The following is a 26,718-nucleotide window of genomic DNA, read 5'->3' on the forward strand; positions in this document are numbered from 1 at the left end:
GGCAATCACCCTGTGAGCGCTCAGCTAGGTATGGCTCAATTGAAGGATGGGTGCTCTTCGGATGAATTTTCGATTGGCATTGAACATTACGAATCAGTAAGATTTATGGTTCGATCTAGGTCATTGAGGGGCATTGTGGTGTCAACTGTGCAAACGGCAGCTTCTATCAAGGGGCAGAGTCGTTCCAGTATCACCAGCCGAAAGTCAAAGTTCCGCCCCGAAATTCAAGGCCTGCGCTCGCTTGCCGTGCTCATGGTGGTGTCCTACCATGTGTGGTTCGGCCGCGTTTCCGGTGGCGTCGATGTCTTCCTCTTGGTCTCTGCTTTCTTGATGACACTGCAGTTCACAAGCCGTTATGAGCAGGGCCGCCCCATGGACCTGCTGAGGCACTGGCTTCACCTGTTCCGCAGGCTGCTTCCGGCCACTGTGGTCGTCCTGCTGGGTACATTGGCCGCAATTTTCGTGGTGCTCCCCAAGACCCGATGGGCGGCTTTGGTTGACCAGGTCTGGGCATCGCTTTTCTACGTCCAGAACTGGCTACTTCAGCGGGAGGCCGTCAACTACTACGCCGCTGATCATAGCCAGGCGAGTCCGCTCCAGCATTTCTGGTCGCTCTCGATCCAAGGCCAGGTCTTCATCCTGTGGCCGGTTATTTTCGCGCTCGTCGCCCTGGCTTGTAAAAAGTACCGCCTTCGGTATCGTGTCGCATTGCTGTACGTATTTGGCCTGCTCTTCGCGGTCTCGCTCACGTATTCAGTCATTGCGACCGCAACCGACCAGACGACTGCCTATTTCGACACGTTTGCGAGGCTGTGGGAGTTCGCCATAGGAACGCTGGTTGCCCTCATCCTGCCGGCGTTGAGGTTCTCGAAGCCCGTCCGCGTGATGATGGGCTGGGTGGGCATTCTGGCAATGTTGAGCTGTGGGATCGTGCTCCAGGTCCAGACGGCTTTCCCGGGCTTCGTGGCCCTCTGGCCCACCCTGGCGGCGGCCTGCGTTATTGTTGCCGGCCAGACAGGCAGCCGTTTCGGTGTTGACCGGATCCTGAGCTCCAAGCCTCTCGTACGCCTGGGCGACAACTCCTACGCGTTGTATCTGTGGCATTGGCCGCTGCTGGTCATCTCTCTCATTTGGACCGGCAAAGACCAGGCCGGGTGGCTCTCGGGGACTGTGATCATTGCGGCGGCACTGGTTTTGGCTTTCCTCACCACAAAGTTCGTCGAGAAGCCGTTGCGGGAGTGGAAATGGCCGGAAGCGAACCGGCGGCGTGCCGCCATTGCGGTGGTCGCCTGCTTGGCTGTTGCCGTCGTTCCTTTGCTCGCATTCAATGTGCAGCAGTACGTGAGCGCCAAAATTGCGATGGCCCAGGCGGAAAAGGACAACCCGGGCGCTGCCGCCATGGTGCCCGGCTATGTTAATGAAGTCAGCCCGAAAGCAGCTCTCCTTCCTACCCCGGAAAAATTGCCACAGGACTGGGCGGGCCTGTCCGACCACTGCAGCGGGGATCTGAAGCCTGCCTCGAACATCCTCCAGTCGGGGTGTAACCAAAACAGTCAACCCGCTGGATCGGACCGCACCATCCTGGCACTGGGCGACTCGCATGCGCAGCAGTGGTTGGCGGCATTGGCTCCTTTGGCAGAACAAGAGCAATGGCGCCTGTACAACCTGCTGCTCGGCGGCTGTCCGTTCACGGTGGACACCTCGGGGCTGAGCTCGGAATGCAAGGATTTTGATGACGCCGTTCACCAGCAAATCGACGAGCACCCGCCGAGCGCCGTGTTCCTCGTGGGAACTGCAGCCGTTCCATCGTCACCCGATGAAAAATTGACCGTCGGGTTTGAAGACACCGTGAAGATGCTCACAGACAAAGGCATATCCGTCATTGCCGTTCGTGACAACCCGAGGTTCGACTTCAACATGGCAGACTGCGTCGTGACCAAAGGACAGCACAGCCCCGACTGCAATCCCGGCGAGGCCCAGCTGCTTGCACCGCAAAACCCGCTCGCATCACTTCAAGGCAAGTACGTCGGCTTGTCCATACTGGACATGACCGATCTGATTTGTAACGGCGGCGAATGCCCTGGCGTTGTAGGTAACACCTTCGTCTACTTGGACAACAACCACCTCTCGAAGACCTATGTTGCGAGCATGGCGCCCATGTTCAGGGACCGGTGGCTGGCCGCGACCGCATGGAGCTAGCCGGCCCTAGCTAGGCTGTCGAGCGGCTCGACGGCTGGTGCCGGGTGCTGTTGCTCACATTGCCCTCTCGGAATATGGGGATCGGCGGCGAGGTTCTACTATTTATTCAGAACCTTTCTGCACAGGCCAGTCCCGTAATGACGGGCTGGTCATCAGCTGCAACCCCTACCAGAGCAACCCCCAAGAACCAAGGTAAGAGGCGCACTCATGACCCAGCCCGAACACGATCCCTTTGGCTTTGTTGGCCTGACCTACGACGACGTCCTGTTGCTGCCGGGCCACACGAACGTGATTCCGTCCGAGGCTGACACTTCCTCCCGGATCTCCAAGCGAATTTCGGTCCAGACCCCGTTGCTTTCGGCCGCCATGGACACCGTCACCGAGTCCCGCATGGCAATCGCCATGGCCCGGCAGGGCGGCCTTGGCGTCATCCACCGCAACTTGTCCATCGAAGACCAGGCCGACCACGTCGACCGCGTCAAGCGCTCCGAGTCCGGGATGATCACCAACCCCCTGACCATCCACCCGGAAGCCACCCTTCAGGAACTGGACGAACTGTGTTCGCGTTACCGGGTTTCCGGCCTGCCTGTCATCGACCCCGATGGGCGGCTGCTGGGTATTGTCACTAACCGCGACACACGCTTCGTGCCGGAGTCCGACTTCCCGCTGCGGCTGGTCAGCGATGTCATGACCAAGATGCCGCTCATCACGGGCCACGTGGGCATCAGCCGCGAAGAGGCCTCGCACAAACTGGCCACTAACAAGATCGAGAAACTGCCCCTCGTTGACGAGCAGGGTCGCCTCAAAGGCCTCATCACCACCAAGGACTTCACGAAGGCCGAGCAGTACCCGCTCGCGACGAAGGACGAGGAAGGCCGACTCCGCGTCGGCGCCGCCATCGGGTTCTTCGGCGATGGCTGGGAACGGGCCATGACCCTGATCGACGCCGGCGTCGACGCATTGTTCGTGGACACCGCCAACGGCCACTCGCAGGGTGTCCTGGACCTGATTACGCGCCTGAAGTCGGACCCCGTTGCTGCCCACGTTGACATCATCGGCGGCCAGGCCGCCACCCGTGAAGGCGCGCAGGCACTGATCGACGCCGGTGCCGATGGGATCAAGGTGGGCGTGGGCCCGGGCTCCATTTGCACCACCCGCGTTGTTGCCGGTGTGGGCGTCCCCCAGATCACGGCCATCTACGAGTCCTCGAAGGCGGCCATCCCTGCCGGTGTTCCGCTGATCGCGGACGGCGGCCTGCAGTACTCGGGCGATATCGGCAAGGCCCTCGTGGCCGGCGCCGACACCGTCATGCTCGGCTCTTTGTTGGCTGGCTGCGACGAGTCGCCCGGTGAGCTGATCTTCGTGAACGGCAAGCAGTTCAAGAGCTACCGCGGCATGGGTTCCCTGGGTGCCATGCAGTCCCGTGGCAAGAACACGTCCTACTCGAAGGACCGCTATTTCCAGGCGGACGTTTCCGGTGATGACAAGCTCATCCCGGAAGGCATCGAAGGCCGCGTCGCATATCGCGGGCCGCTCTCCTCGGTGGCATACCAGCTGGTCGGCGGCCTGCGCCAGACCATGTTCTACACGGGTGCTCCGACCATCGCCGAACTCAAAGCACGCGGTAAGTTCGTCCGCATCACAGCCGCCGGGCTCAAGGAGTCCCACCCGCACGACATCCAGATGACCGTCGAGGCTCCGAACTACGGTTCCCGCTAGGCGTATTTCGTGTCCTAGGCAGTCCGAAGCGAGCCCGCCACCTTCCTTACGGAGGTGGCGGGCTCGCTCGATTATGAGTGCAACGCCTGCCGCCATGGTGTGCGTCACCGTGCCGGTAGATCGCGCCGCACTGGGATAACCTAGAGCAGTGACTTACGAGATTGAGATTGGCCGTGGCAAGCGTGGGCGTCGTGCCTACTCCCTGGATGACATCGCGATCGTCCCCAACCGCCGGACGCGCGACCCCAAGGACGTTTCCGTCTCATGGCAGATCGATGCCTACAAGTTTGAGATGCCAGTGATCGCCGCACCCATGGACTCCGCGATGTCGCCTGAAACGGCCATCGCCCTTGGCCGGCTGGGCGGCCTGGGCGTCCTGGACCTTGAGGGTTTGTGGACTCGGTACGAGGATCCCCAGTCCGTGCTGGACGAAATCTCTGCCCTTGCGGATGAAACGGCCAGCCCGACAGTCACACGGCGCATGCAGGAGCTCTACAAAGCGCCCATTCAGCCCGAACTGATCACCACGAGGCTTGCGGAAATCCGAGCATCGGGGGTGACGGTGGCCGGCTCGCTGACACCGCAGCGCACCCAGGAGCACTACAAGACCGTGGTGGCCGCCGGCGTAGACATTTTCGTCATTCGCGGCACCACCGTCTCGGCCGAACACGTCTCCAAGAACCATGAGCCCCTGAACCTCAAGCAGTTCATCTACGAGCTCGACGTCCCTGTGATTGTCGGCGGGGCCGCCGGCTACACCCCTGCCCTGCACCTCATGCGTACCGGAGCGGCCGGCGTCCTGGTGGGCTTCGGCGGCGGCGCAACGACCACTACGCGCCGTGCGCTCGGTATCCATTCGCCGATGGCTTCCGCCATTTCCGACGTCGCTGCTGCCCGCCGCGACTACATGGATGAGTCCGGTGGACGGTACGTGCACGTGATCGCCGACGGCGGCATGGGTTCTTCGGGTGACATCGTCAAAGCCATCGCCATGGGCGCCGACGCCGTGATGCTCGGCAGCGCTTTGGCCCGTGCAGAAGAGGCCCCGGGCAAGGGCTGGCACTGGGGCCAGGAAGCCCACCACCTTGAGCTGCCCCGCGGCGACAGGGTCAATGTCGGCACTGTGGGTCCCCTCGAAGAAGTGCTCTTCGGGCCAGGCCACCACACCAACGGCACCTCCAACCTGATTGGCGCGCTTCGCCGTTCCATGGCGACCACGGGCTATTCGGACCTGAAGGAGTTCCAGCGGGTCGACGTCGTCGTCTCGCCTTACTCCGGCGGGTAGCTCCCGCTCGGGCCGCTGTAGCGCTCGCGCGAAACCCTGCCCAAGCCGCTGGACAAGAAGTAGTGTGGGGAACTACGGGTTTGTGCGATGGGAGGCGTCCAATGAGCAGTGTTGCAGATGGTTCGCAAAGGAATGATGCATCAACGGGTGCATTGAGTCCGCAGGCGCGGGCCAGATCCATCGAAGTTCTCAAGGGCACCACCGAACCCGGCAAGGAACTCGACATCCTGATTGTCGGGGGAGGCGTGGTCGGGGCCGGTGCGGCTTTGGACGCGGTGACCCGCGGTCTGTCCGTGGGTATTGTCGAGGCCCGGGACTGGGCTTCGGGCACGTCGTCGCGGTCCTCGAAGCTGATTCACGGCGGGTTGCGATACCTGGAGATGCTGGACTTTGCGCTCGTCCAGGAAGCCCTCCAGGAGCGCGGATTGCTGATCCAACTGATCGCACCGCACCTCGTCCGGCCTGTTCCGTTCCTGTACCCGCTCACCCGGCGTTTTTGGGAGCGGCCCTATGTTGGTGCCGGGATTTTCCTCTACGACACTCTTGGCCTCACCTCCGGCCACAGCCGCGGTGTGCCCATGCACAAACACCTCTTCCGGCGCGGCACGCTGAGGGCCGCACCCAGCCTCAAGAACGATGCCTTCGTCGGGTCCATCCGCTACTACGATGCACAGGTTGACGATGCCAGGCTGGTGGTCAATGTCGTCCGGACTGCGGCGCATTACGGTGCGCATGCCGTGAACAGGATGCGCGTGGTGTCGTTCGTGCGCGAGGGCGAACGCGTGGTGGGCGCGAAGGTGGAAAACCAGGAAGACGGCAGCGTCATCGAAGTCCGCGCCAAGCAAGTGGTCAATGCCACGGGAGTCTGGACGGACGAGACCCAGGCCATGGTGACGGATCGCGGCCAGCTCAAGGTGCGCGCCTCAAAAGGCATCCACCTTGTGGTCCCGCGCGACCGCTTCCAGTCGACGGTCGGATTGATCCTGAGGACCGAAAAATCCGTGCTGTTCGTCATCCCCTGGGGGCGGCACTGGATCATCGGCACAACGGACACCGACTGGAAGCTCGACAAGGCGCATCCTGCCGCGTCCACGAAGGACATCGACTATGTTCTTGAACACGTCAATCGTGTCTTGAAGCGTCCACTGACCCGTGAGGATGTTGAGGGCGTGTACGCGGGCCTCCGCCCGCTGCTGGCGGGGGAGAGCGACTCCACGGCCAAACTTTCGCGCGAACACGTGGTGGCGCACCCCGTTCCAGGCCTGGTGGTGGTTGCGGGTGGAAAGTTCACCACGTACCGGGTCATGGCGAAGGACGCGGTGGACGAAGCGACGCGGGCCATGGACGAGCGCGTACCCGCGAGCTGCACCGACACCATCCCGCTCCTGGGCGCTGAAGGCTTCAAGGCTGCATGGAACAGGCGGGCGAGAACCGCTGATGAGGCCGGGGTCCACGTCGCAAGGGTGGAACATTTGCTCAACCGCTATGGCTCCATGACCCCGGAAGTCCTGGCGATCATCAAGGACAACCCGGCCATGGCCGAGCCGCTGCCGGGGGCAGACGACTATTTGGCGGCGGAGGTCGTCTATGCCGCGACCCATGAGGGTGCCCGCCATGTCCATGATGTCCTGACCCGACGCACCCGTATCTCGATCGAGTCGTGGGACAGAGGTGTTTCCGCTGTCCCTGTTGTCGCTAAGCTGATGGGAGAAATTCTTGGCTGGAGCGACGCGCAGCGGGAAAGCGAAATCAAGCACTACCTGGCCCGGGTGGAAGCTGAACGGCTTAGCCAACAGCAGCCCGACGACGAATCGGCCGATGCTGCGCGCATGGGTGTCGATGACATCGTTCCCCTCCGCTGAGCGGCCCGGGTTGGCTGGCCACACTGGAGGGATAACGACTTGGCGGAACCACTGGACCCGTATGATGCCGAACTGACAACGCCGGAGACCGTCATCCTGGAGATGGAAGCGGTCGACAAAACAGATGCCGCCGGGCAGCTCGCGGAAAGGCTCTACGCCGCCGGGCGCATCACGGACCTTGAGGGCTTCCTCGAAGTCGTCAACTCGCGCGAACACCAACTTGCCACCGGGCTGCCGGGCGGCATTGGCCTCCCGCATGCCCGCAGCGAGTTTGTTTCCCGGGTCTCCATTGCTGTGGGTGTCACGAAGTTCGGTCACTCATTGGACTTCGGCGCCAGCGACGGACCAGCCACGCTGGTCCTGCTCATCGCTACGCCCGCCAGTTCATTCTCGGACCACTTGGAAGTCCTCGCGACCTTGGCCCGCTCCCTTTCCAAGGAATCATTCAGGGAATCCCTCAGACGCGCCCACGACCCCGAAGTCATCGCCGAACTGATCAACTCCAGCTTGGTGTTCTTCGACCACTGAGATTGGGGCAGGCCCTTTCGTGTCGCGTTCCGCGCCACGTAGGGACCCTGCTGCCCCACTCTAGGAAGGGGCAGGCCCTTTCGTGTCGCGTTCCGCGCCACGTAGGGACCCTGCTGCCCCACTCTAGGAAGGGGCAGGCCCTTTCGTGTCGCGTTCCGCGCCACGTAGGGACCCTGCTGCCCCACTCTAGGAAGGGGCAGGCCCTTTCGTGTCGCGTTCCGCGCCACGTAGGGACCCTGCTGCCCCACTCTAGGAAGGGGCAGGCCGTCCAAGCGGGAAGGGGCATGCCCTCCAAGCGGGAAGGACCTCCCGTTTAGCTGTTCTACAGCTTGGCGAAGTACGGTTAAGGGGTGTTGAAAACCGCTCTGAAGCCCCGCTGGATCGCAGGACTCGTGTTCGCGCTCCTGCTCTCCGGGGTGTTTGTGCTGCTCAGCCAGTGGCAGTTCGGCAGATCCACCCAGAGCGATGTCCCGGTTGACGACCCCGCTGTGGAGCAAGTCAAGCCGCTTACCGGGGAATTGCAGCCCGGAACGTTCTTCCCGGGTTCGGCGTCAGACCAAATGGTCAGCGCCAAGGGTAGTTACGACCCCGCCAAGCAGGTCCTTGTGGAGGGCCGGCTACTCGCCGGGCAAAAAGGGTACTGGGTAGTGACCGCGTTTGCGGTCGACGGCGCCCCTGCACTCCACGGCGTCGGCGCAACCGCGAAAACCTGGATCCCCGTGGCCCGCGGCTGGGTAGCCGATCCCGCCCAAGCCGGGCCGCCGCCGTCGGGCACTATTGAACTGACCGGACGGCTCCTGCCGTCCGAGGCGCCGGTGCCAAACGTCGACGCCGGAGCGGGTCGCGCCTCGGCGGTTTCGGTCGCCGAACTCATCAACACGTGGGAAGTCTCAAGCTATCCCGGCTTCGTCGCGGCGACGTCGGAGGTATCTGCGGGCAAGGCCCTCGCACTTCCGGCGCAGCTGAAGCCCTTGAATATCCCGGCCCAACCACCCAACCAACAGATCAATTGGCTCAACCTCTTCTACTCCGTGGAATGGGTGGTCTTTGCAGGATTCGCCCTCTACATCTGGTGGCGGATGGTGGCCGATGACTACCGGCGCACCCTCGAAGAAGACGAGGACGAGCCCGACGACGAATTCCCGTCAGACGATTTGCCAGCAATTACCAAGCCAGAACAGGTAAAGCCATGATTGAGCCCAAACCGGCCATCCAGCCCGAACAGTCCGGAGAATCCGCCGCGAAGCCAAGCGGGGCCAAGAAACGCCGCTTCGGTGGAACGACGGCCCAGATCCGCTCGGCCCTGAAGTTCTACAAAGTCATGGCCTACCTCACCGGCACCATGCTGCTGCTCCTGTGCGCCGAGCTCGTTGCACGCTATGCGTTCGGCGTGTATCTCTTCGCCGGCGGTACCAACGCGATCACCGGCCAGCCCTTCGGTTTCGGATTCGCCGACCCCGAGTCCAAGGCGGTCCTGGGCGGCGTCAACGTCTCCATAGCCGTGCTGATTGTCCACGGCTGGATGTACGTTCTGTACCTCATCTCGGATTTCCGCTTGTGGTCGCTCATGCGCTGGCCGTTCACGAAGCTCATCCTGCTCGCCTTGGGCGGCGTTGTCCCTCTCATGTCCTTCATCGTGGAAAAGAAGTTCCACTCGGAGGTAGAGATGGAGCTCGCCGCGAATCCGCAGGCGTCCAAGCGCTACTGACGGGACTGGCCCGGCGACATTGTGAGATCGCTAACGTCGGACTGTTTTCGGAGCTGATTCCGCGCTTCACGACCGGTTTCAAGGTGCACCGGGGCATCCCGGCAAAGTAGGCTGTTACGGTGACTACTCCCACCGCACCCTTCAGTTCTGAAGCTCAGACTTCCCAGAAGCCGGTGCTGGTTGTTGACTACGGTGCCCAGTACGCGCAGCTGATTGCCCGCCGCGTCCGTGAAGCGAATGTGTACTCGGAGATTGTTCCGCACACGTTCACCACCGAGCAGCTTCTGGCCAAGAACCCGGCAGCGATCATCCTCTCCGGCGGACCTTCAAGCGTTTATGCCGAGGGTGCCCCGAGGGTTGGCGCGGACCTTTTCGAGGCCGGCGTGCCGGTCTTCGGTATTTGCTACGGCTTCCAGGCCATGGCCAACGCGCTCGGGGGCAAGGTCGCGCAGACCGGATTGCGCGAGTATGGCGCCACCGAGGCCACCACCGTTGGCGAAGCCCGCTCCATCCTTGCGGGCGTTCCGGACTCCCAGAACACCTGGATGAGCCACGGAGACTCCGTTCACGAGGCTCCTGACGGCTTCGAAGTCCTGGCGACCACCGCAGGCGCACCTGTGGCTGCTTTCGCGAACGAAGAGAAGCATCTCTACGGCGTGCAGTGGCACCCGGAGGTAAAGCACTCCGTCCACGGCCAGCAGGTTCTGGAGAACTTCCTGTTCAACGGAGCCGGCCTGAAGCCGAACTGGACCACGGGCAACATCCTCGAAGAGCAAGTGGACCGGATCCGCCGGCAGATCGGCGACTCCAAAGTCATTTGCGGCCTCTCCGGCGGCGTCGACTCGGCCGTAGCCGCAGCGCTCGTGCAGCGCGCCGTGGGCGATCAACTGACTTGTGTATTCGTGGACCACGGCTTGCTGCGCGAAGGCGAAGCCGAACAGGTCGAGCGCGACTTCGTCGCCGCAACCGGCGTCAAACTCTATGTCGCCAACGAGCAGGAGCGATTCCTGTCCGCCCTGGCCGGGGTCAGCGATCCCGAGACCAAGCGCAAGATCATCGGCCGCGAGTTCATTCGTGCGTTCGAGGAAGCAGAGCGGGCCATTATCGCCGAGGCTGCGTCCGAGGGCGAGAGCATCAAGTTCCTTGTTCAGGGCACCCTGTACCCGGACGTCGTCGAATCCGGAGGCGGCGAAGGTGCCGCGAATATCAAGAGCCACCACAACGTGGGCGGCCTTCCCGAGGACCTGCAGTTCGAACTCGTTGAACCGCTCCGCGCCCTGTTCAAGGACGAGGTTCGCGCCGTGGGCGCGCAGCTCGGCTTGCCGCAGGAAATCGTCGGACGCCAGCCGTTCCCCGGACCCGGCCTGGGCATCCGCATCGTGGGCGACGTGACCAAGGAACGGCTCGACCTCCTTCGCAAGGCGGACGCCATCGCGCGGGCCGAACTCACAGCGGCTGGACTCGACAATGATGTCTGGCAAATGCCTGTCGTACTGCTGGCCGACGTCCGCAGCGTTGGCGTGCAGGGCGATGGCCGCACCTACGGACACCCGATTGTGCTGCGTCCTGTTTCCTCCGAGGACGCCATGACTGCCGACTGGTCGAGGCTCCCTTATGACCTCCTCGCCAGGATCTCCAACAGGATCACGAACGAGGTTGACGGCGTCAACCGCGTGGTACTTGATGTCACCAGCAAGCCGCCGGGAACCATCGAGTGGGAATAGCTTTCTGAGTGACCGGTCTCTGTTCCAGAGGCCGGTCACTTTGTATTTCCCCTGAAATCAGGGCTAATTTGCCTTTGCACCAGTGTTGCGGTGCGGACTGCCGGTCGATTCCCGCTACCCTCGAAAGTATGCCGATTTGGTCCAAGTCGTCTCGAGCTATAACAGAAAAGAAGGCAGCGGTGTCAGTAGGTCAAAGCCACGAAGAGAGTTCTGTAGAGCTCCGGAAATGGCTGTCAGGGCTCAAGCCCGTGACTGGCGCGGACACCATGCTGCGCTTCGTCAAGACGCCGGAAGGGTCGATAGACCTCAGCAACGGCCACCCTTCAGGCCTGGCACAGCTCCTCGCCGGACGTCGGACCCGGCTTTCCACCCTGATCCGCGATCGCCAGCAATATCTTGTTGCCGCGCGTGCCGCCAGGAACCTTCGCTCGAAGATCTTCGAACTTGGAAACGACCGGGGGATCGACGCCGGTTATCTGTCCTGCGGCACGGTCGTGTGGACCTCAGCTGTCGGCGGAAAGCCCCAGCGAGTCTCCGCCCCTGTCATGTTGGCCGCAATCTCACTCACGGCGCGGCCGGGCGAAGATGACTACGAGCTGCAACTGACCGAACAAGCGGGCATCAACCCGGCGTTGGTCCGGCACTTGAAGAACGTCCATGGAATCGTCTTTGACGTCAACGCCGTGAGCCGCATGGCCTACAACACCGCGCGCCTTGACCCCCTGCCGGTCCTCGACCGTCTTGCCACACTGGTACAACCGATCCACGGTGCGGAAGTAACGCCCAATCTCCTCATCACGACGTTGGCGGATCTGTCCGGGAACTTGGACGACCCCTGGATCAACGAGAACAGCAGCGTCGTTGCCTCCTTGTTTGAAGCCGCCAACGGCGGCGAAGTGGAACCCGAACCCATCAAATCCGGACGGTTCCCGAACCTCGACGAGCGCGACCCCGCCGAAGAATCGCTCCTCCTGGATGCGGACTCGGATCAGCAATACGTCGTGGATGCCGTCCGGGCAGGGGACTCGCTGGTAGTGAGCACCCCGCCAGGCAGTGGCCAGACACAGACGGCCATCAACGCGATCGGTGCCCTCGTCAACGAGGGGAAATCGGTGCTTGTGGTGGGTGACCGGCGGGCGAGCCTCAACGGCCTGGCGGCTCATTTTGAAGCCCTGGGCCTTGAATCGATGCTGTTCAGGCCGGGCAACGGTGCCACGCCCCAGCAGCTCAAAGGGCAGCTGGTCAGCGCGATCATCCGCAACGAAAAGTCGCTGGAACCGCAACTCGCGAATCTCCACAAGACTCTGACCGAGCACCGCCATGCGCTCATGGACCATGTCGCGTCTTTGCATAACGTGCGCCAGCGTTGGGGATGCTCTCCCTACCAGGCAATGCAGTCCCTCGCGGAACTGACCTCCATCCATCCGGCCCCCGCCACGACGGTGCGCTTGAAGCGCAGCGTGCTGGACAATATCAAAGACCGGGCTGAGCTGGCTGAACGATTGCGACGCGCTGCCGAGCTTGGCAGCTTCAGCCGTGCATCCACGTCTAGCCCCTGGTACGGCGCGCGTCTGGTCACGCGCAAGGAGACCGAGGAAGCCCAGCAACTGGCCAGTAGTGCCGCCGAACAACTTCCCCGGCTGCGGGATCGGATGAACCAGGTTGCGGAGCACTCCGAAATCCGGCTTGGGGCGAACTTCGCCGAATGGGGCGCGCAGCTTGAGCTCCTGATGGCGGTGCGGGAAAGCCTGGACAAATTCACCCCAGATATTTTTGACCGGCCGGTCCACGATCTGATTTCGGCTACCGCTACCTCCGCTTGGCGGCGAGAGCGGGGAGTCGAGATGCCCTCGATGCAGCGCTCCCGCTTGCGTCGCGTGGCGAAGGAATATGTCCGCCCCGGTGTCCACATTGCAGATCTGCACAGCTCCTTGGCGCTCGTTCAGGAACAGCGGGCACTGTGGGCCCAGTACGCGACCAGCCAACGCCATCCGGCAGTGCCCTCCGGACTTGCGGACCTCGGCGCCAGCTACCGTGAACTGGACCGGGATCTGCGCCGTCTGGGCGATTGCCTCAAACACACGGCCGGTGGCGGCGACCTCCACGCGACACGTTACGAAGGTCTCATGGACCGTCTTGAGCGCCTTGTGGCGGACACGGGGACCCTTGAGACGCTCCCGGAGCGCACGCTTCTGGTCGAGAATATGCGCGAGCACGGACTCGCCGAGCTTCTTGCTGACCTGGCTGAACGCGAAGTGCCTGCCGAATCCGTTGCCGCGGAACTTGACCTCGCCTGGTGGCAGTCTGCCCTGGAAGCGATGATCAGCGGTGACGACTATCTCGCGATGTCCGACGGCGATTCCCTCCGCCGTCTCGAAGCGGAGTACCGCCTGGCTGACCACGCGCACATCGCCAGCGGAGCCGCCCGGCTCCGGTGGAAACTCGCCGAAATGTGGCGGGCTGGAATTGCTGAACATCCCCGCCAATCGGAACTCCTCCGGAACCTGATCAAGGATGGCCGCGTTACCCTGTCGGCGCTTAGCGCCCAGGCGCCCGTCCTTGTCTCCCGCTTGGTTCCCGTGTGGTCCATCAGTCCGTACCTGCTGACCAGCCTCTTGCCGGCAGAGCAGAAATTCGATGCGGTGGTGATTCTCGACGCCGAGAGCACATCCTTGCAGGCCGTGCTGCCGGCCATCGCCCGAGCCCAGCAAGTTGTTGCCTTTGGCGACGCGAAGATCGGCAATGCCCGCACTTTCAGCGTTGCGGTGGAGCCACCCATGGCCGGTGCCGCAAGCCAGGACACAGTGGACAGTGCGTTCAGTGCTTTGGCCCGTGTCCTGCCCACGTGGCAGTTGAACTGGGTGTATCGGGCGGTTGACGAGGATCTGGTGCTCCAGTTGAGCAAGAACTACTACAACGGCGGTCTGCGTCGGCTGCCGGACGGGCAATCCGTGACGGGGCTGGACCGCTCGGTAGTAGTTGAATACATCCCGGATGGCACCGGCTTGCCGGGGGCCGATCACGAAGGTGTTGAATCGGTCGCCGCCGAAGTGAACCGCGTTGTTGACCTGGTGTTTCAACATGCCAGCCTTCGGCCGCGGACCTCGCTCGCCGTGGTCACCGCAAGCCTTCGCCATGCGGCAAGGATCGGCGAAGCCATCAGGCTCCAGCTTCCTAACTATCCGCTTTTGTCGGGTTTCTTCAACGCCGGCGCGGAGTCTTTTCGCGTCGTGGATTTGGAGCGCGCACAGGGACTGGTCCGCGACCACATCATCTTCTCCTTGGGCTTCGGGCGCACTCCGCATGGCCGGGCGCTGCACAGTTTCGGGCCCCTCTCCGTCGAGGGCGGGCGAAACAAGTTTGCCTTGGCAATGACCCGTTCCCGGAGATCGTTGCACGTCCTGAGCTGCTTCCGTCCGGAGGACCTCGATCTGGACCGGTTGGCTCACGGCGCCGTTGATTTCCATGAACTCCTTGACCGTGAACTGTCTGGGAATTCGGAACTGGGGACACCTGCCACCAGGGCTGCTGCCAGCGAGCAAGCGCTCGGAGAGGATCCGTTGGTGGCGGATCTGGGCGAGCGACTCCGTGCCCGTGGAGCCCGGGTGTGGCACCACTATGACGGAGCCTTGGACATTGCCGCGGCAGCCGACCCCGTGCACACCATAGGCCGTGATGACACTGAAATGCCCACCCCGGTGGCCATTGAATCGGATGGCACGCAACGATACCGCCGCATGAGCGTCAGGGAGCGCAGCCGGCTGCGGCCCCAATTGCTGGAACGACTTGGCTGGCGTTACATGTCCTTGTGGACCATTGAAGTATTCACTGATCCTTCGTCCTGCGCTGACCGCATCGGGTCCTACTTGGGTCTGGAGAAGCCGGTAGCACCCTCGTACGGTGCAGTCCAGGATGGATTCCTCGACATTGATGTTGAACAATTGGAACTGAACACTCAGGCGGAGCCGGCCGCGGCCGGACCCGGCAGTACGGAAGGCCCTGGCTCGGGACCGGCGATCCCCTAAGGAAGCGCAATGGCGGAAAGCAAAAGCACTCAATCCAAGCACCCTGCGGACGCCAGCGCCGATGCGGTAGGCGCTGACATCGAGTTGGACGAGCTGGAGAAAACAAAAGTGAAGCCCGCGCCCGAGCGGAAGCAGGCAGGAGAAAGCATTCTGCCCAAGAAAGCCTCCGAGGACGATCCGCGTCGCTGGGGTGATGAGCCTGGCTACGACCACGACGCCTGGCTGAAGGAACAAAGGCCCCCGCACTGGGGCTGAATATTTCATGGCCGGTTGTCAGAGGGATTGACCAGGACAAAGAATAGTTTCCCGCGAGTGGAAGCTCCGGCGAGGATTTCGGCCTGTTGCGGATTGGCGGCGACAACCACAAGGCCGTCCGCCTCGTTCGTGCCCAACCATTGGTTCGCTTTGCCTCCTTGCGCGGATGTCCACAAAACCGGGACCGCCGATGCCAAGAGTTCGGATTTCTTGCCGGGCCCTTCAAGTCCATCTGCTGCGGTGAGCACAACGTTGACCAACTGGCCGGGCGAGATGAGCTGAATTGAAGCGGGATCGGCCATGCGAAGTGGAACGGCCGCCGTCGCGGGTGCGGTCCCGGTCAGCAGGCCCGGTCCCAGGAGTTGGGCGTCTGTGGGGATCTGCCCCTTCTGCAGCGGCGAGGCAAGCTGCTTTCCGCCGTATCCGGTTCGCGGGGTGAGTGCCCCGGCTGGAATTCCATCAGGAAGGACATCGAGGGGTTTGAGGTCGGTATCCGTCAAAGTGGACCCGGCGGGAAGATCCCGCGCGGCGGCCAGGACCGTGGCTCGTCGCTCCGAAGCTGGAGTCAGCTGATGGACTGCGATCCCTGCGGCCACGCATAGCAGGAGGGCCACGACGAGGCGGCGGTTGCGGTTTAACCAGCTACCGAAGCTGCGGTGTTTGGATGGTCCCGTGGTAGCGCCCCGATGCCCGCCAGCCCTGGAGGGAAGAGCCTGTAGACGGCGGGTTCGGGCCCTGTTGATCGGTGCGAGCAGTCTATCGCGCGGCAGCGACAATGATCCGGCGGACATGGGGTCCGTGGGTACGTTCGGGGTTGCGGGCATGGTGCCACGCTAACCGGGCACGCAGGCCCGCGGCAGGGCTTTATTGAGCTATGTGGAACGTTGAGCTATGTGGAAAACCGGGAGCAGCTGGAAATCGCAATCAGCTCGCGGCAGCCGCCGGAACCGACGCTGGAGCCGGAGGCGCAGCTGGTGCGGCGGGAGCGGCCGAAACGGTGCTTCCCTTGGAGTCCCGGGAGTCGGTGCGGTAGAAGCCCGATCCCTTGAAGACGACGCCCACGCTGTTGAACTTCTTACGCAACGACCCTTGGCATTCAGGGCAGTCGGACAGGGAGCTGTCCGTGAACGACTGAACGATGTCAAAGGCATGTCCGCAGTCTTTGCAGGCATAGGCATATGTGGGCACTGGTGATCCTCCTCCGGGACGAACTACAGGTCCAGTGCTGCCAAGGCGGATTGTTCCGTCCATTAGCAGTCCCAGGGCCTGAGTGCCAATTCTATCATCCGGAGTCGGGGCCGCCACCACAAAATGTGGCGGAGAAGACAGGTCGGAAGCCCCGATCAATCGGCCGGAACCAGCCGGACGATCCTGTAGGGGGTAAGTGCCTCCGCCACGGGCTTGTCGAACGGTTCTGCCGGGATCGTCCCCGAGGCCAGCACTTCGTGGTCATATACGACGGCGACAGTCGGCGGACGCTGCGCGTCGGCGTCGAGCTTGTCGAGGAGCCGATCGTAGTAACCGCCCCCTTGGCCGATACGGTTTCCGTCTTCATCGACGGCGGTGGCCGGGAGGAAGATTCCAGTGGCATCCCTGATGACGTCGCTGTCGAATCGTTCGCCCACCGGCTCGTCAATCGGTGCGTACTTTGAGCGGACAAAGACCGTATCCGGTGTCCAATAGACCCAGCTCAGACGCCGTTCCGGTTCACAGACGGGAAGAAGGATCCTGTGGCCGGCGGCGTGGAGTGCCGCAAGCAAGGGCATTGTCGGCGGCTCGGCGGCTACTCCGACATAGGCCGCAAAAGTCGACGGTTTTCCCCGGGCAACCGAATCCGCCCATGAGAGGCCACCGAGGGCGATCCCCGTTCCGGCGTCGGCGCGCTGTTGCCGGGTCAATGTCAGCCGGCGCTTGCGGTGGTCCCGCCGGATTTCGTCTTTCAAAGTCATTTTTGCTCCAGTTCACGCTGCTTTGCGGCTCGATGACGGGGAAGAAACAGTGGAGTCCCTACTATCCAAACAGGTTTCTTTTGCCCAATGTCCAGCTCCTTCCGTTAGATTAGTCCGGTGACTTCCAACAACTGCACCGTCCGCAAGGCCGTTATCCCCGTTGCCGGACTCGGCACCAGGTTCCTGCCTGCTACCAAAGCCATGCCCAAAGAGATGCTCCCGGTAGTCGACAAGCCGGCCATCCAATATGTCGTTGAAGAAGCCGTGAGCGTGGGACTCAACGACGTCCTCATGATCACAGGCCGCAACAAACGTGCGTTGGAGGATCACTTCGACCGGGTACCGGCTTTGGAAGCGACCCTCGAGGCCAAGGGTGACACCACCAAGCTGGACTCGGTGCAGGCTACCAGTAACCTCGGCGACATCCACTACGTCCGCCAGGGCGACCCCAAGGGGCTGGGACACGCAGTGTTGCGTGCAAAGCAGCACGTCGGGTACGAACCTTTTGCCGTTCTTCTCGGTGACGACCTTATCGACGCCCGGGACACACTCCTGAGCGACATGATCGAGGTCCAGCACAAAACCGGTGGCTCCGTTGTGGCCCTCATCGAGGTCGAGCCCTCCCAGATCAGCGCCTACGGTTGCGCGGACATTGAAGATATCGGCGAGGACGGCTACGTCCGCATCAAGCAACTTGTGGAAAAGCCTGCTGTTGATGAAGCTCCGTCCAACTTGGCCGTGATCGGGCGCTACGTGCTCCACCCCTCGGTTTTCGACGTTCTCGAGAAAACCGAACCGGGCCGTGGGGGAGAGATCCAGCTGACGGATGCGCTTCAAGTACTCGCTGCGGGAGACGGCGAAGGTAGCGGCGTCTACGGAGTGGTCTTCCGCGGCCGTCGGTACGATACCGGGGATAAGCTCAGCTACCTCAAAGCCTGCGTCCAGCTTGCGTGCGACAGTGAAGACCTCGGGCCTGGCCTGCGTGAGTGGTTGCCTGGCTTTACCGCCGGCCTCAGCAAGTAGCTGCCAGTGTGGGGGTCGGCCATTTGGCCGGTGACGCTGGAGAGCGGCGACCTCATCTTGCGTCCCATTCATTTCCGGGACAAGAAGGAGTGGACCGAGGTCCGCTCACGCAATAGTGAGTGGCTGGCGCCTTGGGAAGCCTCCAACCCGGCCCCTGGCGGTCGCCTGCCGAACTACCGGCAGATGGTGGCTTCCCTTAACGCGCAGGCTCGGCAGGCCAGCGCCCTTCCGTTTGTGATCACGGAGCGGATTCCAGGGTTCCCGGAGCCCAGGATCGTCGGGCAGCTGACGGTCTCTTCGATTATGTGGGGATCGGCGATGACGGCAACCCTTGGCTATTGGGTCGACCAGGCCCGGGCCGGTCGCGGAATAGCGCCCACAGCGGTTGCCATGGCGACCGATCATTGCTTTGAGGCCCTTGGCCTTCACCGGATGGAGATCAACATCCGGCCCGAGAACGGGCCGAGCCTGCGGGTCGTTGAGAAGCTGGGTTTCCGTGACGAGGGCCGCCGTGAGCGTTTCCTTCACATCAACGGCGAATGGGCTGACCATCAAAGCTTTGCATTGACCTCGGAGGAGGTCCCTGGGGGTTTGCTGGCTGCTTGGCTGAGACGCGGGGCCAACTAGTCCGCTGGGGTGTACGAGTCTGTAAATCCATTGATTTGCCGACTCTCCGGCGACACACCGTGGGCAATGCGGTGGCCTCCGCGTATTTGCTTCTACGGTTTTGATTGTGGACTTCCCTCTCAGCAGCTCGGTGATATTGGTCATTGCTGTCGCGCTGTGGATTGTTTGGGTTGCGCCATACATACTGCGGAATCGTCACAACCACGTCCAACTGGCCGGTGACATCCCAGCAGATGTGATCGACGACGACGCTCATGAACTGCAAGCCGGGGTGGTTCTGTCAATCACCCCTCGGCAGGAGAAAGCAATGGAAACCATGCAGAGCACCGCAACCGCATTGCCCGAGGTATCGGCTGGCGCCGGCGAACGGCGTGATGCTGCATCGGATGCAGCGGTCTTCAAAGTCAGATACGGGCGCTGCGCCCTTGCTCTCGCCGGTCTCCTCCTGTTACTCACGGCAGCCGTTTCCGGCGTGCTGCGCATTCTTGGCCTCGTTTCGGGCTGGGTGCCATTGGTATCCATCGTCGGCGTGGTCGGGACCGTCTTCCTGCTTCGGCGGCTGGCCATCAGGGACCGCAGGGCGAAGATGAACAGGGCATTCCGCAACGCAATGGGTCCCGCGGTTGAGAGCCACCGCGTAGGTCGTCCGGCCTCGGACCGCCCGGCTACCAAGATCTTCGACGCCGAAGCCCATGCCCGGGAAGCGACCCGCCTGACCGCCGTCGAACTTCGTCAGGCTGCCCTCAACGTTGCCGTCGCCGCCGGCGACAACACAGTCCGGTTTACGGCGGAATCCAAGGAATCCGAATGGCAGCCGGTGGACGTTCCCAAACCAACATACGTCGATGCAGCCAAGGCACCCCGGCCGGCACCAGAACCCCTCGACTTGCCTGAAGCTCCCAAGCCACTCGGCAAGCCGACGTTGAAGCCGGCCAGCGCGCCGTCCGCGGCCCCGTCGGTCCAAGCGCAGCACGGCAAGCCTCAGAGCGCGCTCAGCAACCTCGACGACGTTTTGCAGCGCCGCCGGGCATAGCCTCCCTTGACTAGTGTCTGCGTCGCAGGTGGCACCGGACAGGTGGGGCGTGAAGTCGTCCGTTTGGCGCTCGACGCCGGACTAGGCGTGACGGTGCTGAGCCGCCGCCCGCCGTCGGGCACGTCATCGGTCCATTACGACGGCGCCCGCTACTTTCAGGCTGACGTCACCACAGGCGCCGGGCTGCCGGAAGCCCTGCACGGGGCCGACGTCGTGATCGATTGCTTGGAAGGGCAGTTCGGGAAGGCCCGCAAGAATTTCGCCGACGGCGGCGCGCGCCTGCTCGCCGCGGCCGCCGGTGCCGGCGTGCGCAAGGCGGTTCTTCTCTCCATCATCAACTGCGAGCAGAGCAACGCGGCGTTTTACGTCTCCAAAGCAGACAAAGAACGTGTCTACGCCAATTCGGCGCTTGAGACGGTTGTTGTGCGGGCCACCCAGTTCCACAGCCTCGTGACGGCGGTTTTCCAGGCCGGGGCGAAAGTCCGCCTCATCCCGGTCTTCAAAGGCGCACGCTTTCAAACGATTTCGCCGGCGGATGTGGCGTTCGAGTTGCTTGCCGAAGCCGTGGGGGAGCCCTCAACAGAGCGGCACCGGACACGAACCATCGGCGGACCGGACATCCGGACCATGCGTGAACTCGCTGAGATCTGGCGAAAAACTACCGGACATGGGCGGATCGTGGAGGTGCCGTTGCCAGGAGCGATGGGCAAATATCTTCGGAGCGGACTGAATTTGGTGCCAAGCCAGCGGACGGGAACAGACACGTTCGAGTCTTGGTTGGCAAAGCGCGAAGATAGTTTGTAGCCTAGGGACACTGGCAACGCACGGTTGACTAGGGGCTATAGCTCAGTTGGTAGAGCGCTTCGTTCGCATCGAAGAGGTCAGGAGTTCGAATCTCCTTAGCTCCACAGTGAAGGCCCTCCCACCTGCGGAAACGTAGGGGTGGAGGAGCCTTAGGTCATCCGCTCAGCAAGGGACACAATGATTCCCTCTGGACCTCGCACGTACGCCATGCGCCAGGCTCCTTCGTACTGGCCGATACCGCCGACCAACCCGTATCCCTCGGCGGCAAGCCGGTCGACGTGGGCCTGAAGATCATCGACTTCGAAGGACAGGCTGCGCAGCCCAAGTTCGTTGGCCATGGCGGCAGGCGATCCCGGCTCGGGGTCCGGCCTGACGAAGCTGGATAGCTCAACCCCTGTTCCTCCGTCAGGTGTCCGCAACATGACGATCTCCGTGCGGGAATCAGGGATCGCTATGACCGTGTCGATGAATTCGCCCTCCACGAAGGTCCGGCCCTCGACCTCGAGCCCCAGTCCAACGAAGAACGCCGCTACCTGGTCGAGGTCCTGAACGGTGACACCGACGTGGTCGAACCGCATGATTCGGGACATGGGAAAAGCCTCCAAGTGTTCGTTTCACGGCCCAGTCGGAGCCTACCGGGGACTTTACGGCGGATTCACGTCGGGAGAAAGACATCGTCCCGACGGCAGCCAGGCGGCGTGCCCAGCAATCCTGCCGGCTGGCTGGTACGGCCCGTGCGTACGCTTGGGGAGTGACCATGCATGAGAACCAGCTCAGCCTAGGCCGGGTTGAAGCCGTGCGCCTGGTGCGGGGCCTGTTTCCTTCGGTCTCAGAACCGGAAGTAACCGCGGTCGAGAGTGCCGGAACGGTCAATTACCTATACCGGGTGGGAACGGGGTGCGCCGCCAGGTTCCCAATACAAGGCGGTGACGCTCGCGAAGTCCGCGAAGTCCTTGTCGCGGAACACGCTGCAATGCGCGAGTTCGCCGCAGTGAGCACCGTGCCGTCCCCTTTGCCTGTTGCGATTGGTGAGCCAAGCGGAGAGTACCCGTTACCCTGGTCTGTCCAAACGTGGATCGACGGCGAGATCGCGACCCCGGGCTCGGTCGCGTCGTCGTTAGCCTTCGCGGTGGACCTTGCGGCGCTCATCGCGAGCCTTCGCCGGGCGGACACAATGGGTCGCTCATTCTCCGGCGAAGGCCGCGGCGGGGAGTTGGCCGCGCACGATGGGTGGATCGCGCAGTGCCTGCAACAGAGCGATGGACTCTTGCCGGTGGATCGGCTCCGCCGGGCCTGGGCATCGCTCAGATCGCTGCCTCGTCACGGCGACGATGTGATGTCCCACAAGGATCTCATTCCCGGAAATGTGATCCTCAGGGACGGTCGCCTCGCGGGTGTCCTCGACACCGGTGGCTTCGGTCCTGCCGATCCCGCGCTCGACCTCGTTGCCGCGTGGCACATGCTCGACTTCGGCCAGCGGGATATTGTCCGCACCAATCTCGGGATCGGGGACCTGGAGTGGAGGCGGGGTGCCGCCTGGGCCTACGAACAAGCGATCGGGCTCGTCTGGTACTACGCCGAGTCGAACCCCACAATGAGCGCACTTGGACGGAGCACACTTGATCGGCTGCTCACGGATCCGCTCTTGGGGTTGTAGAACGGATGCCGCCGGTCATCTTCTGCCATGTCAGACTGGACGCATGTGTCCCGTCCCTATCAAGCCGCGCGCTCTGTCCGACAGCGTTGACGGCGGGAGCCCGACGCCGCCGAGCGGCGCGCGCCGCCACCTCGCCCTGAGGCTCGACGACGGTTGGCTCAGGTTCCAGACCCGTCTCGCGATCCGGCGCGGTCGGGTGGAGACGGTCATCCCTTACACCGGTTACGGCACCACTTCCTGGGTCCGGGTGTTGGCGCGCATTGTCCGCAGTGAACCGCGGGACACGGGGAGCGGTCCTCAGGCAGGTGCGCTCAAACCGCTGAAGGATGGCATGCGCGGCTGGCGCAATTTCACGAGTGCGCCCGTGGCACACGCTGCCGTGCGCGTGACCATCGCCGGCACTGTCCATGATGTCGAAGCCGACCGCGGTGGCGTCGTCGACGCGCGTATCCCCGTAGCCCTCGACGCCGGCTGGCATACACTCACCATTGAATCCGGCGGATCCAGGATCGTGGAAGCCCCGGTGCAAATCATCGCGGACAACACAGACTTCGGCGTCGTCTCCGACATCGACGACACCGTGATGGTCACGGCGCTGCCTCGTCCATTCCTAGCTGCTTGGAACACGTTCGTACTCGATGAGCACGCGAGGACCCCGACGCCGGGCATGGCTGTGCTGTACGAGCGCATCGTAAGGACGGTGCCCTCGGCCCCGGTCGTGTACCTGTCGACGGGCGCTTGGAACGTCGCTCCGACGCTGTCGCGCTTCCTGTCCCGAAATTTGTATCCCGCCGGTCCCAAGCTCCTGACCGACTGGGGTCCCACCCCGGACCGCTGGTTCCGCAGCGGCCAGGAGCACAAGCGGACCTCTCTGGAACGTCTCGCGGCGGAGTTCCCGGGCATCAAATGGCTGCTGGTTGGCGACGACGGACAGCACGACGAGGCCATCTACGCAGAGTTCGCCCAACGCCATCCGCAGAACGTCAGCGCTATCGCGATCCGCCAGCTCTCCGCCAGCGAAGCGGTACTCGCTGGCGGGCGGTCGAAGTCCGCAGCTCAACCCACGCCGGGGATCCCTTGGATCTATTCTCCGGACGGTGCAGGGATGTCGGCCCAGCTGGAGCAGTTGGGCATCATCCGGCGCAGCGTCCGGTCCGCCGCGGTGGGCTGAGTCTGCCCTACCGGTAGCTGATAGCTGTGCCAGCCGCGCCGGACCAGGTGATTCGTCCGCCTTGGTAGTCCTGCGCCACACCGGTGCCGAACGCGAACTCATTGGTCGTCGGGTAGCCAAGGCGGCCGTTCTCCCAGCCCTGGGATGCGTAGGCTGCGCGGATAGCGCCGGCGTTGGAATGGGCCCCTGAACCGGCAGACCAGTAGATGACACCAAACTGGAAGTTCTGGTACACGCCACCGTTCTTGAGCCCGGTGATTTCATCGCTGGTGGGGTATCCGAGGATGCCGTTCTCCCAATTAAGTCCGGCCCAGGCGGCGTCGATGGCGGCCCTGGTGATGTGGGCGCCGGTGGCCGGTGACCAGTGGATGACACCGTGCTGGAAGGTCTGGTAGACGCCTCCGTTGGTGAGGCCGCCGATTTCATTGCTGGTGGGGTATCCGAGAGGGCCGTTCTCCCAGTTTTGAGCGGCCCAGGCGGCGTCGACGGCGCCGCTGGTGATGTGGGCGCCGGTGGCCGGTGACCAGTGGATGGCACCGTGCTGGAAGGTCTGGTAGACGCCTCCGTTGGTGAGGCCGCCGATTTCATTGCTGGTGGGGTATCCGAGAGGGCCGTTCTCCCAGTTTTGAGCGGCCCAAGCGGCGTCGATGGCGCCCTTGGTGATGAAGGCGCCGGTGGTCGCCGTCCAATGGATCACGCCTCCCGTGTAGTACTGATAGCACCCGCCGGCGGTGAGCCCGCACACAACCGCTCCGGTGGCCGTACCGGCGCCCGGAGGAACCGCGGCTGCTGCTGCGATGGCGTCCGCGCCCGGTGTCCCTCCAGACGTTCCTCCAACCTTGATGACGAGATCGTCGATGTACTCGTCTCCCATTTGCGTCAGATGCTCAGCGCCGAGCTGGAGCGCCGACACTGTGGTTGCTGTCGTATTGACTTGGTTGCTTGAAAAGATTGATGTTCCGTCAACCCAGACTTCAACCGTGGACGCGGCGCCGTTTGCTATGACATGCATTCCGACATGCCGCCACGCATTCAGCGCAATGGAGCCCGACACCAGCTTGGTGTAAGTAAAGCCCGTCGAGGACGTTACCCGGAGCCAAATTTGGCCGTTGCTGTTGTAGCGGTAGATGTCCACGAACCTTGTGGTGTCGAAGAAGAACCGGAAGTAGGGGACGTCGTTTCCGGCGACGCCCGCGGTGGTGATATTGAACCAGGCGTCCGCATAAACGTCATTGGAATTTGCAGGGAGCGTGGTCACCAAGTTGGCCAGGGAACCGGGGTCGGTGGTCACATGCAGGTGGGCCGAACATGATCCGGAGTGGGCCTGTGAGTTGTCGATGGTGGCCGTTCCAGTTGTTCCGGTATTGATCGTGAAGCCGTCAAGGGTTCCGGATTCGAAGTTGTTGGCCACAACCGTTGTTCCAGGATAAGTGTTCGTGGGAGCTGGAACTCCGGCTGAACAAGTGGTCGGCGGCGGGGCGGCTGCGCTTGCCGGACCGGACGCAAAGGCCAGTGCCATTACGGGCACAGCAAGTGCGCTGATGAAGCTCAAGCTAAGCAGTCGTTTCACTGATCTGTCCTCCCACTTCGGTCAACGTCCGCCACCACCGTGGTGCCGAAAAGCTGCCGGTAAGTGCGGAGGCTCGTGGCCCAGGCACCCGGCAACGCGGTCGAGAACCTATGGCACCATGGGGGCGGTTACAGGAGCGTTACCAAATCCCCGGGGCGGGTGATGACGGCGGTGGAGTGGAGGCATGACCGGTTGGCCTCCGCAAGCTCAGGGGTGCACGCTGAGGACGTCCGGACCGAAGCTGGGCAGCCCCGGGGCCCCCGCATAGCCCAAGCGGGGGAGGGAGAAGATGTCCTCCATCGTGGCGAGCAGGCTGTAGTGGTTGTACATCTTTGAGCTGCTGGTGCCCGCACTGGTGAACGGGGAGAGCACAAGGGCACCGATAAGGCCGCCAGCTGTTCCGCCTGGCAGACCGGAGGGGCCGGTTGCGTTACCGTCCGCCTCGTCGAAGGTGATGACGAGCAGGCCGTCCTGCCGATACGCCGGTGAGTTGAGGATTGCTGGGACTTGTTCCTTGAGCCAAGTGTCTGCGGTCGCCAGTCCGCCGGGTTGTCCATCGACGCAGGGGCTGTCGTGGCCGTCGTTGCAAAGGTTGGGGCTGATGTAAGCAAGGTTCGGAGTGGTGGCGGCGGACTGCAGGTCCCTCGCGAGGTTGGAGTAGTCCACTACGTTGTCTTGGCAGCCAGGGAGGGAAGTGATGCTGGTGAAATAGACGAAGGGATTGTGGCGCGTGGCGTACTGGTCATTGATTTTGGCGTTCTGGGAGTCGTCCTTTGCACCCGGGTTCGGGTGGCGGCACGGCGTTCCCATATCTTCCATGTATCCCTTCCAGGTTTTCCCGGCGCCGCTAAGTTGCCCGGCGAGAGTCGGGACTGAAGCTGGGTAGACGCAGCCCGATCCGAGCACTTGTCCCGGGTCGGCGGTTCCGGTTTGGATGAACGGAGCGTAGGTCGTGCAGTCGTTGCGCGTCATCGGGTTGGATGCCTGCCCCGAGATCTGGGCCAGATAGTTGGGGTTGGAATGATGGGCGACCCCGTAGTACTGGGTCAGGAGGACGCCCTGACTGCGCAGGGTTTGGGAGAGGTAGGGGGCTGCCGAACCCGGGCCCCAGGTCTTGTTGTAGCTCTGGTTTTCCAGATTGATCACGAAGATGTGCCCGACTTTCCCGGCTGCAGCCGATGGTACGGGACTGCCGGGAGGCGAGGCGGACGTCGGGGACGCGGAGGAACCGGTGATCGTGGTGGGATCAGGAACCGGTGTTCCGCCACCCGAGGGACCTTGGCAAGCCGTGCTGATCACCAAGAGCGCAGCTGCCATGACGACGCGCCGAGTCCGGGGAAGGCGGTATTGCGGACCGTCCTGGCGCGGGACCTTCCTGCCGGATTTCATTCTCGGTTTCATCTGATCCTTACTCCTCAAAATTCCCGCCGACCTCGGGCAGAGGCCCTGGCCAGCATGGCGGCAGGTCTGCGCCGAAGGATCACGCCTCGTTTTGGCGGTAGCAGGTATCGCGGAAGCGTTCCGGTGCGGACACTTTTGCACACTAAGTTCACCAGGGCTATGGTTCCCGGCTTCGGGT

Annotated in this window: 22 protein-coding genes and 1 tRNA gene; 17 read left to right on the forward strand and 6 right to left on the reverse strand. The window is 62.9% G+C overall.

The annotated features are described in order from the left end of the window. Positions 1–138 precede the first annotated feature (138 nt). The 10 genes from ACSVHC_RS16775 (at position 139) to ACSVHC_RS16820 (ending at position 15,305) form a co-directional block, all read left to right on the forward strand. Positions 139–2,199, forward strand: coding sequence for an acyltransferase family protein (locus ACSVHC_RS16775; RefSeq protein WP_439181142.1), 2,061 nt, complete (start codon positions 139–141; stop codon positions 2,197–2,199). A 207-nt stretch (positions 2,200–2,406) separates the two neighbouring features. After that, positions 2,407–3,918: an IMP dehydrogenase gene (guaB, locus tag ACSVHC_RS16780; protein ID WP_236812187.1), complete on the forward strand. Its 1,512-nt coding sequence runs from the start codon at positions 2,407–2,409 to the stop codon at positions 3,916–3,918. A 148-nt stretch (positions 3,919–4,066) separates the two neighbouring features. Beyond that, a complete protein-coding gene (locus tag ACSVHC_RS16785; RefSeq protein WP_437771008.1) occupies positions 4,067–5,203 on the forward strand; it encodes a GuaB3 family IMP dehydrogenase-related protein in 1,137 nt (378 codons plus the stop codon). A 101-nt stretch (positions 5,204–5,304) separates the two neighbouring features. Then, positions 5,305–7,065: a glycerol-3-phosphate dehydrogenase/oxidase gene (locus tag ACSVHC_RS16790; protein WP_437771007.1), complete on the forward strand. Its 1,761-nt coding sequence runs from the start codon at positions 5,305–5,307 to the stop codon at positions 7,063–7,065. Between the two features lie 39 nt (positions 7,066–7,104). Further along, on the forward strand, positions 7,105–7,593 hold the full coding sequence (locus ACSVHC_RS16795; protein ID WP_236812181.1) for a PTS sugar transporter subunit IIA: 489 nt from the start codon (positions 7,105–7,107) through the stop codon (positions 7,591–7,593). Positions 7,594–7,943: 350 nt separating this feature from the next. Further along, complete coding sequence (locus ACSVHC_RS16800; RefSeq protein ID WP_236812180.1) at positions 7,944–8,786, forward strand: SURF1 family protein; 843 nt, start codon at positions 7,944–7,946, stop codon at positions 8,784–8,786. Then, positions 8,783–9,301 (forward strand): DUF3817 domain-containing protein, encoded by a 519-nt coding sequence (locus tag ACSVHC_RS16805; RefSeq protein WP_437771006.1) that lies wholly within the window; start codon positions 8,783–8,785, stop codon positions 9,299–9,301. Before ACSVHC_RS16800 ends, ACSVHC_RS16805 begins: the two co-directional genes overlap by 4 nt. A 119-nt stretch (positions 9,302–9,420) precedes the next feature. Beyond that, the gene (gene guaA, locus ACSVHC_RS16810) at positions 9,421–11,025 is read left to right on the forward strand and encodes a glutamine-hydrolyzing GMP synthase (RefSeq protein WP_437771005.1); all 1,605 of its coding nucleotides are present in this window, start codon (positions 9,421–9,423) and stop codon (positions 11,023–11,025) included. Between the two features lie 128 nt (positions 11,026–11,153). Continuing rightward, the gene (locus tag ACSVHC_RS16815; RefSeq protein ID WP_437771004.1) at positions 11,154–15,050 is read left to right on the forward strand and encodes an AAA family ATPase; all 3,897 of its coding nucleotides are present in this window, start codon (positions 11,154–11,156) and stop codon (positions 15,048–15,050) included. Positions 15,051–15,059: 9 nt separating this feature from the next. Then, positions 15,060–15,305 (forward strand): hypothetical protein, encoded by a 246-nt coding sequence (locus ACSVHC_RS16820; protein ID WP_437771003.1) that lies wholly within the window; start codon positions 15,060–15,062, stop codon positions 15,303–15,305. Between the two features lie 5 nt (positions 15,306–15,310). Here the strand turns inward: ACSVHC_RS16820 and cpaB are convergent, their stop codons facing one another. The 3 genes from cpaB to ACSVHC_RS16835 form a co-directional block, all read right to left on the reverse strand. After that, entirely contained in the window at positions 15,311–16,129 is an 819-nt protein-coding gene (gene cpaB / locus ACSVHC_RS16825) for a Flp pilus assembly protein CpaB (RefSeq protein WP_437771002.1), read from the reverse strand. A gap of 100 nt (positions 16,130–16,229) precedes the next feature. Next, positions 16,230–16,493, reverse strand: coding sequence for an FmdB family zinc ribbon protein (locus ACSVHC_RS16830; RefSeq protein WP_437771001.1), 264 nt, complete (start codon positions 16,491–16,493; stop codon positions 16,230–16,232). Between the two features lie 155 nt (positions 16,494–16,648). Continuing rightward, positions 16,649–17,254, reverse strand: a complete 606-nt coding sequence (locus tag ACSVHC_RS16835; RefSeq protein WP_437771000.1) for a 5-formyltetrahydrofolate cyclo-ligase — start codon at positions 17,252–17,254, stop codon at positions 16,649–16,651. A gap of 117 nt (positions 17,255–17,371) precedes the next feature. Here ACSVHC_RS16835 and galU point away from each other — a divergent pair, with 117 nt between their 5' ends. From galU to ACSVHC_RS16860, 5 genes are all read left to right on the forward strand, one after another. Beyond that, positions 17,372–18,277 carry a UTP--glucose-1-phosphate uridylyltransferase GalU gene (galU, locus tag ACSVHC_RS16840; protein ID WP_345448580.1) on the forward strand — a complete coding sequence of 302 codons (906 nt, stop codon included), beginning with the start codon at positions 17,372–17,374 and terminating at the stop codon, positions 18,275–18,277. A 6-nt stretch (positions 18,278–18,283) separates the two neighbouring features. Beyond that, a complete protein-coding gene (locus ACSVHC_RS16845) occupies positions 18,284–18,904 on the forward strand; it encodes a GNAT family N-acetyltransferase (protein ID WP_437770999.1) in 621 nt (206 codons plus the stop codon). Between the two features lie 106 nt (positions 18,905–19,010). Continuing rightward, the gene (locus ACSVHC_RS16850; protein ID WP_439181143.1) at positions 19,011–19,937 is read left to right on the forward strand and encodes a hypothetical protein; all 927 of its coding nucleotides are present in this window, start codon (positions 19,011–19,013) and stop codon (positions 19,935–19,937) included. A 6-nt stretch (positions 19,938–19,943) separates the two neighbouring features. Next, positions 19,944–20,741, forward strand: coding sequence for an SDR family oxidoreductase (locus ACSVHC_RS16855; RefSeq protein ID WP_439181144.1), 798 nt, complete (start codon positions 19,944–19,946; stop codon positions 20,739–20,741). Between the two features lie 31 nt (positions 20,742–20,772). Continuing rightward, positions 20,773–20,845, forward strand: a tRNA-Ala gene (locus ACSVHC_RS16860). Between the two features lie 45 nt (positions 20,846–20,890). Here ACSVHC_RS16860 and ACSVHC_RS16865 read toward each other — a convergent pair. After that, positions 20,891–21,331: a VOC family protein gene (locus ACSVHC_RS16865; protein WP_437770996.1), complete on the reverse strand. Its 441-nt coding sequence runs from the start codon at positions 21,329–21,331 to the stop codon at positions 20,891–20,893. A 167-nt stretch (positions 21,332–21,498) separates the two neighbouring features. On the opposite strand from ACSVHC_RS16865, the gene ACSVHC_RS16870 reads away from it, so the two are divergent. Next, positions 21,499–22,398 carry an aminoglycoside phosphotransferase family protein gene (locus tag ACSVHC_RS16870; RefSeq protein WP_437770995.1) on the forward strand — a complete coding sequence of 300 codons (900 nt, stop codon included), beginning with the start codon at positions 21,499–21,501 and terminating at the stop codon, positions 22,396–22,398. A gap of 43 nt (positions 22,399–22,441) precedes the next feature. Next, positions 22,442–23,569: an App1 family protein gene (locus tag ACSVHC_RS16875; RefSeq protein ID WP_437770994.1), complete on the forward strand. Its 1,128-nt coding sequence runs from the start codon at positions 22,442–22,444 to the stop codon at positions 23,567–23,569. Positions 23,570–23,576: 7 nt separating this feature from the next. Here ACSVHC_RS16875 and ACSVHC_RS16880 read toward each other — a convergent pair whose 3' ends face one another. Together ACSVHC_RS16880 and ACSVHC_RS16885 are read right to left on the reverse strand one after the other, a co-directional pair. Next, complete coding sequence (locus tag ACSVHC_RS16880) at positions 23,577–25,139, reverse strand: LGFP repeat-containing protein (protein ID WP_437770993.1); 1,563 nt, start codon at positions 25,137–25,139, stop codon at positions 23,577–23,579. 207 nt (positions 25,140–25,346) lie between these two features. After that, positions 25,347–26,528: an alkaline phosphatase family protein gene (locus tag ACSVHC_RS16885; protein WP_437770992.1), complete on the reverse strand. Its 1,182-nt coding sequence runs from the start codon at positions 26,526–26,528 to the stop codon at positions 25,347–25,349. Positions 26,529–26,718: the final 190 nt, after the last annotated feature.

It is taken from the genome of Arthrobacter sp. KNU-44 (genome assembly GCF_051843155.1).
GTDB lineage: Bacteria > Actinomycetota > Actinomycetes > Actinomycetales > Micrococcaceae > Arthrobacter.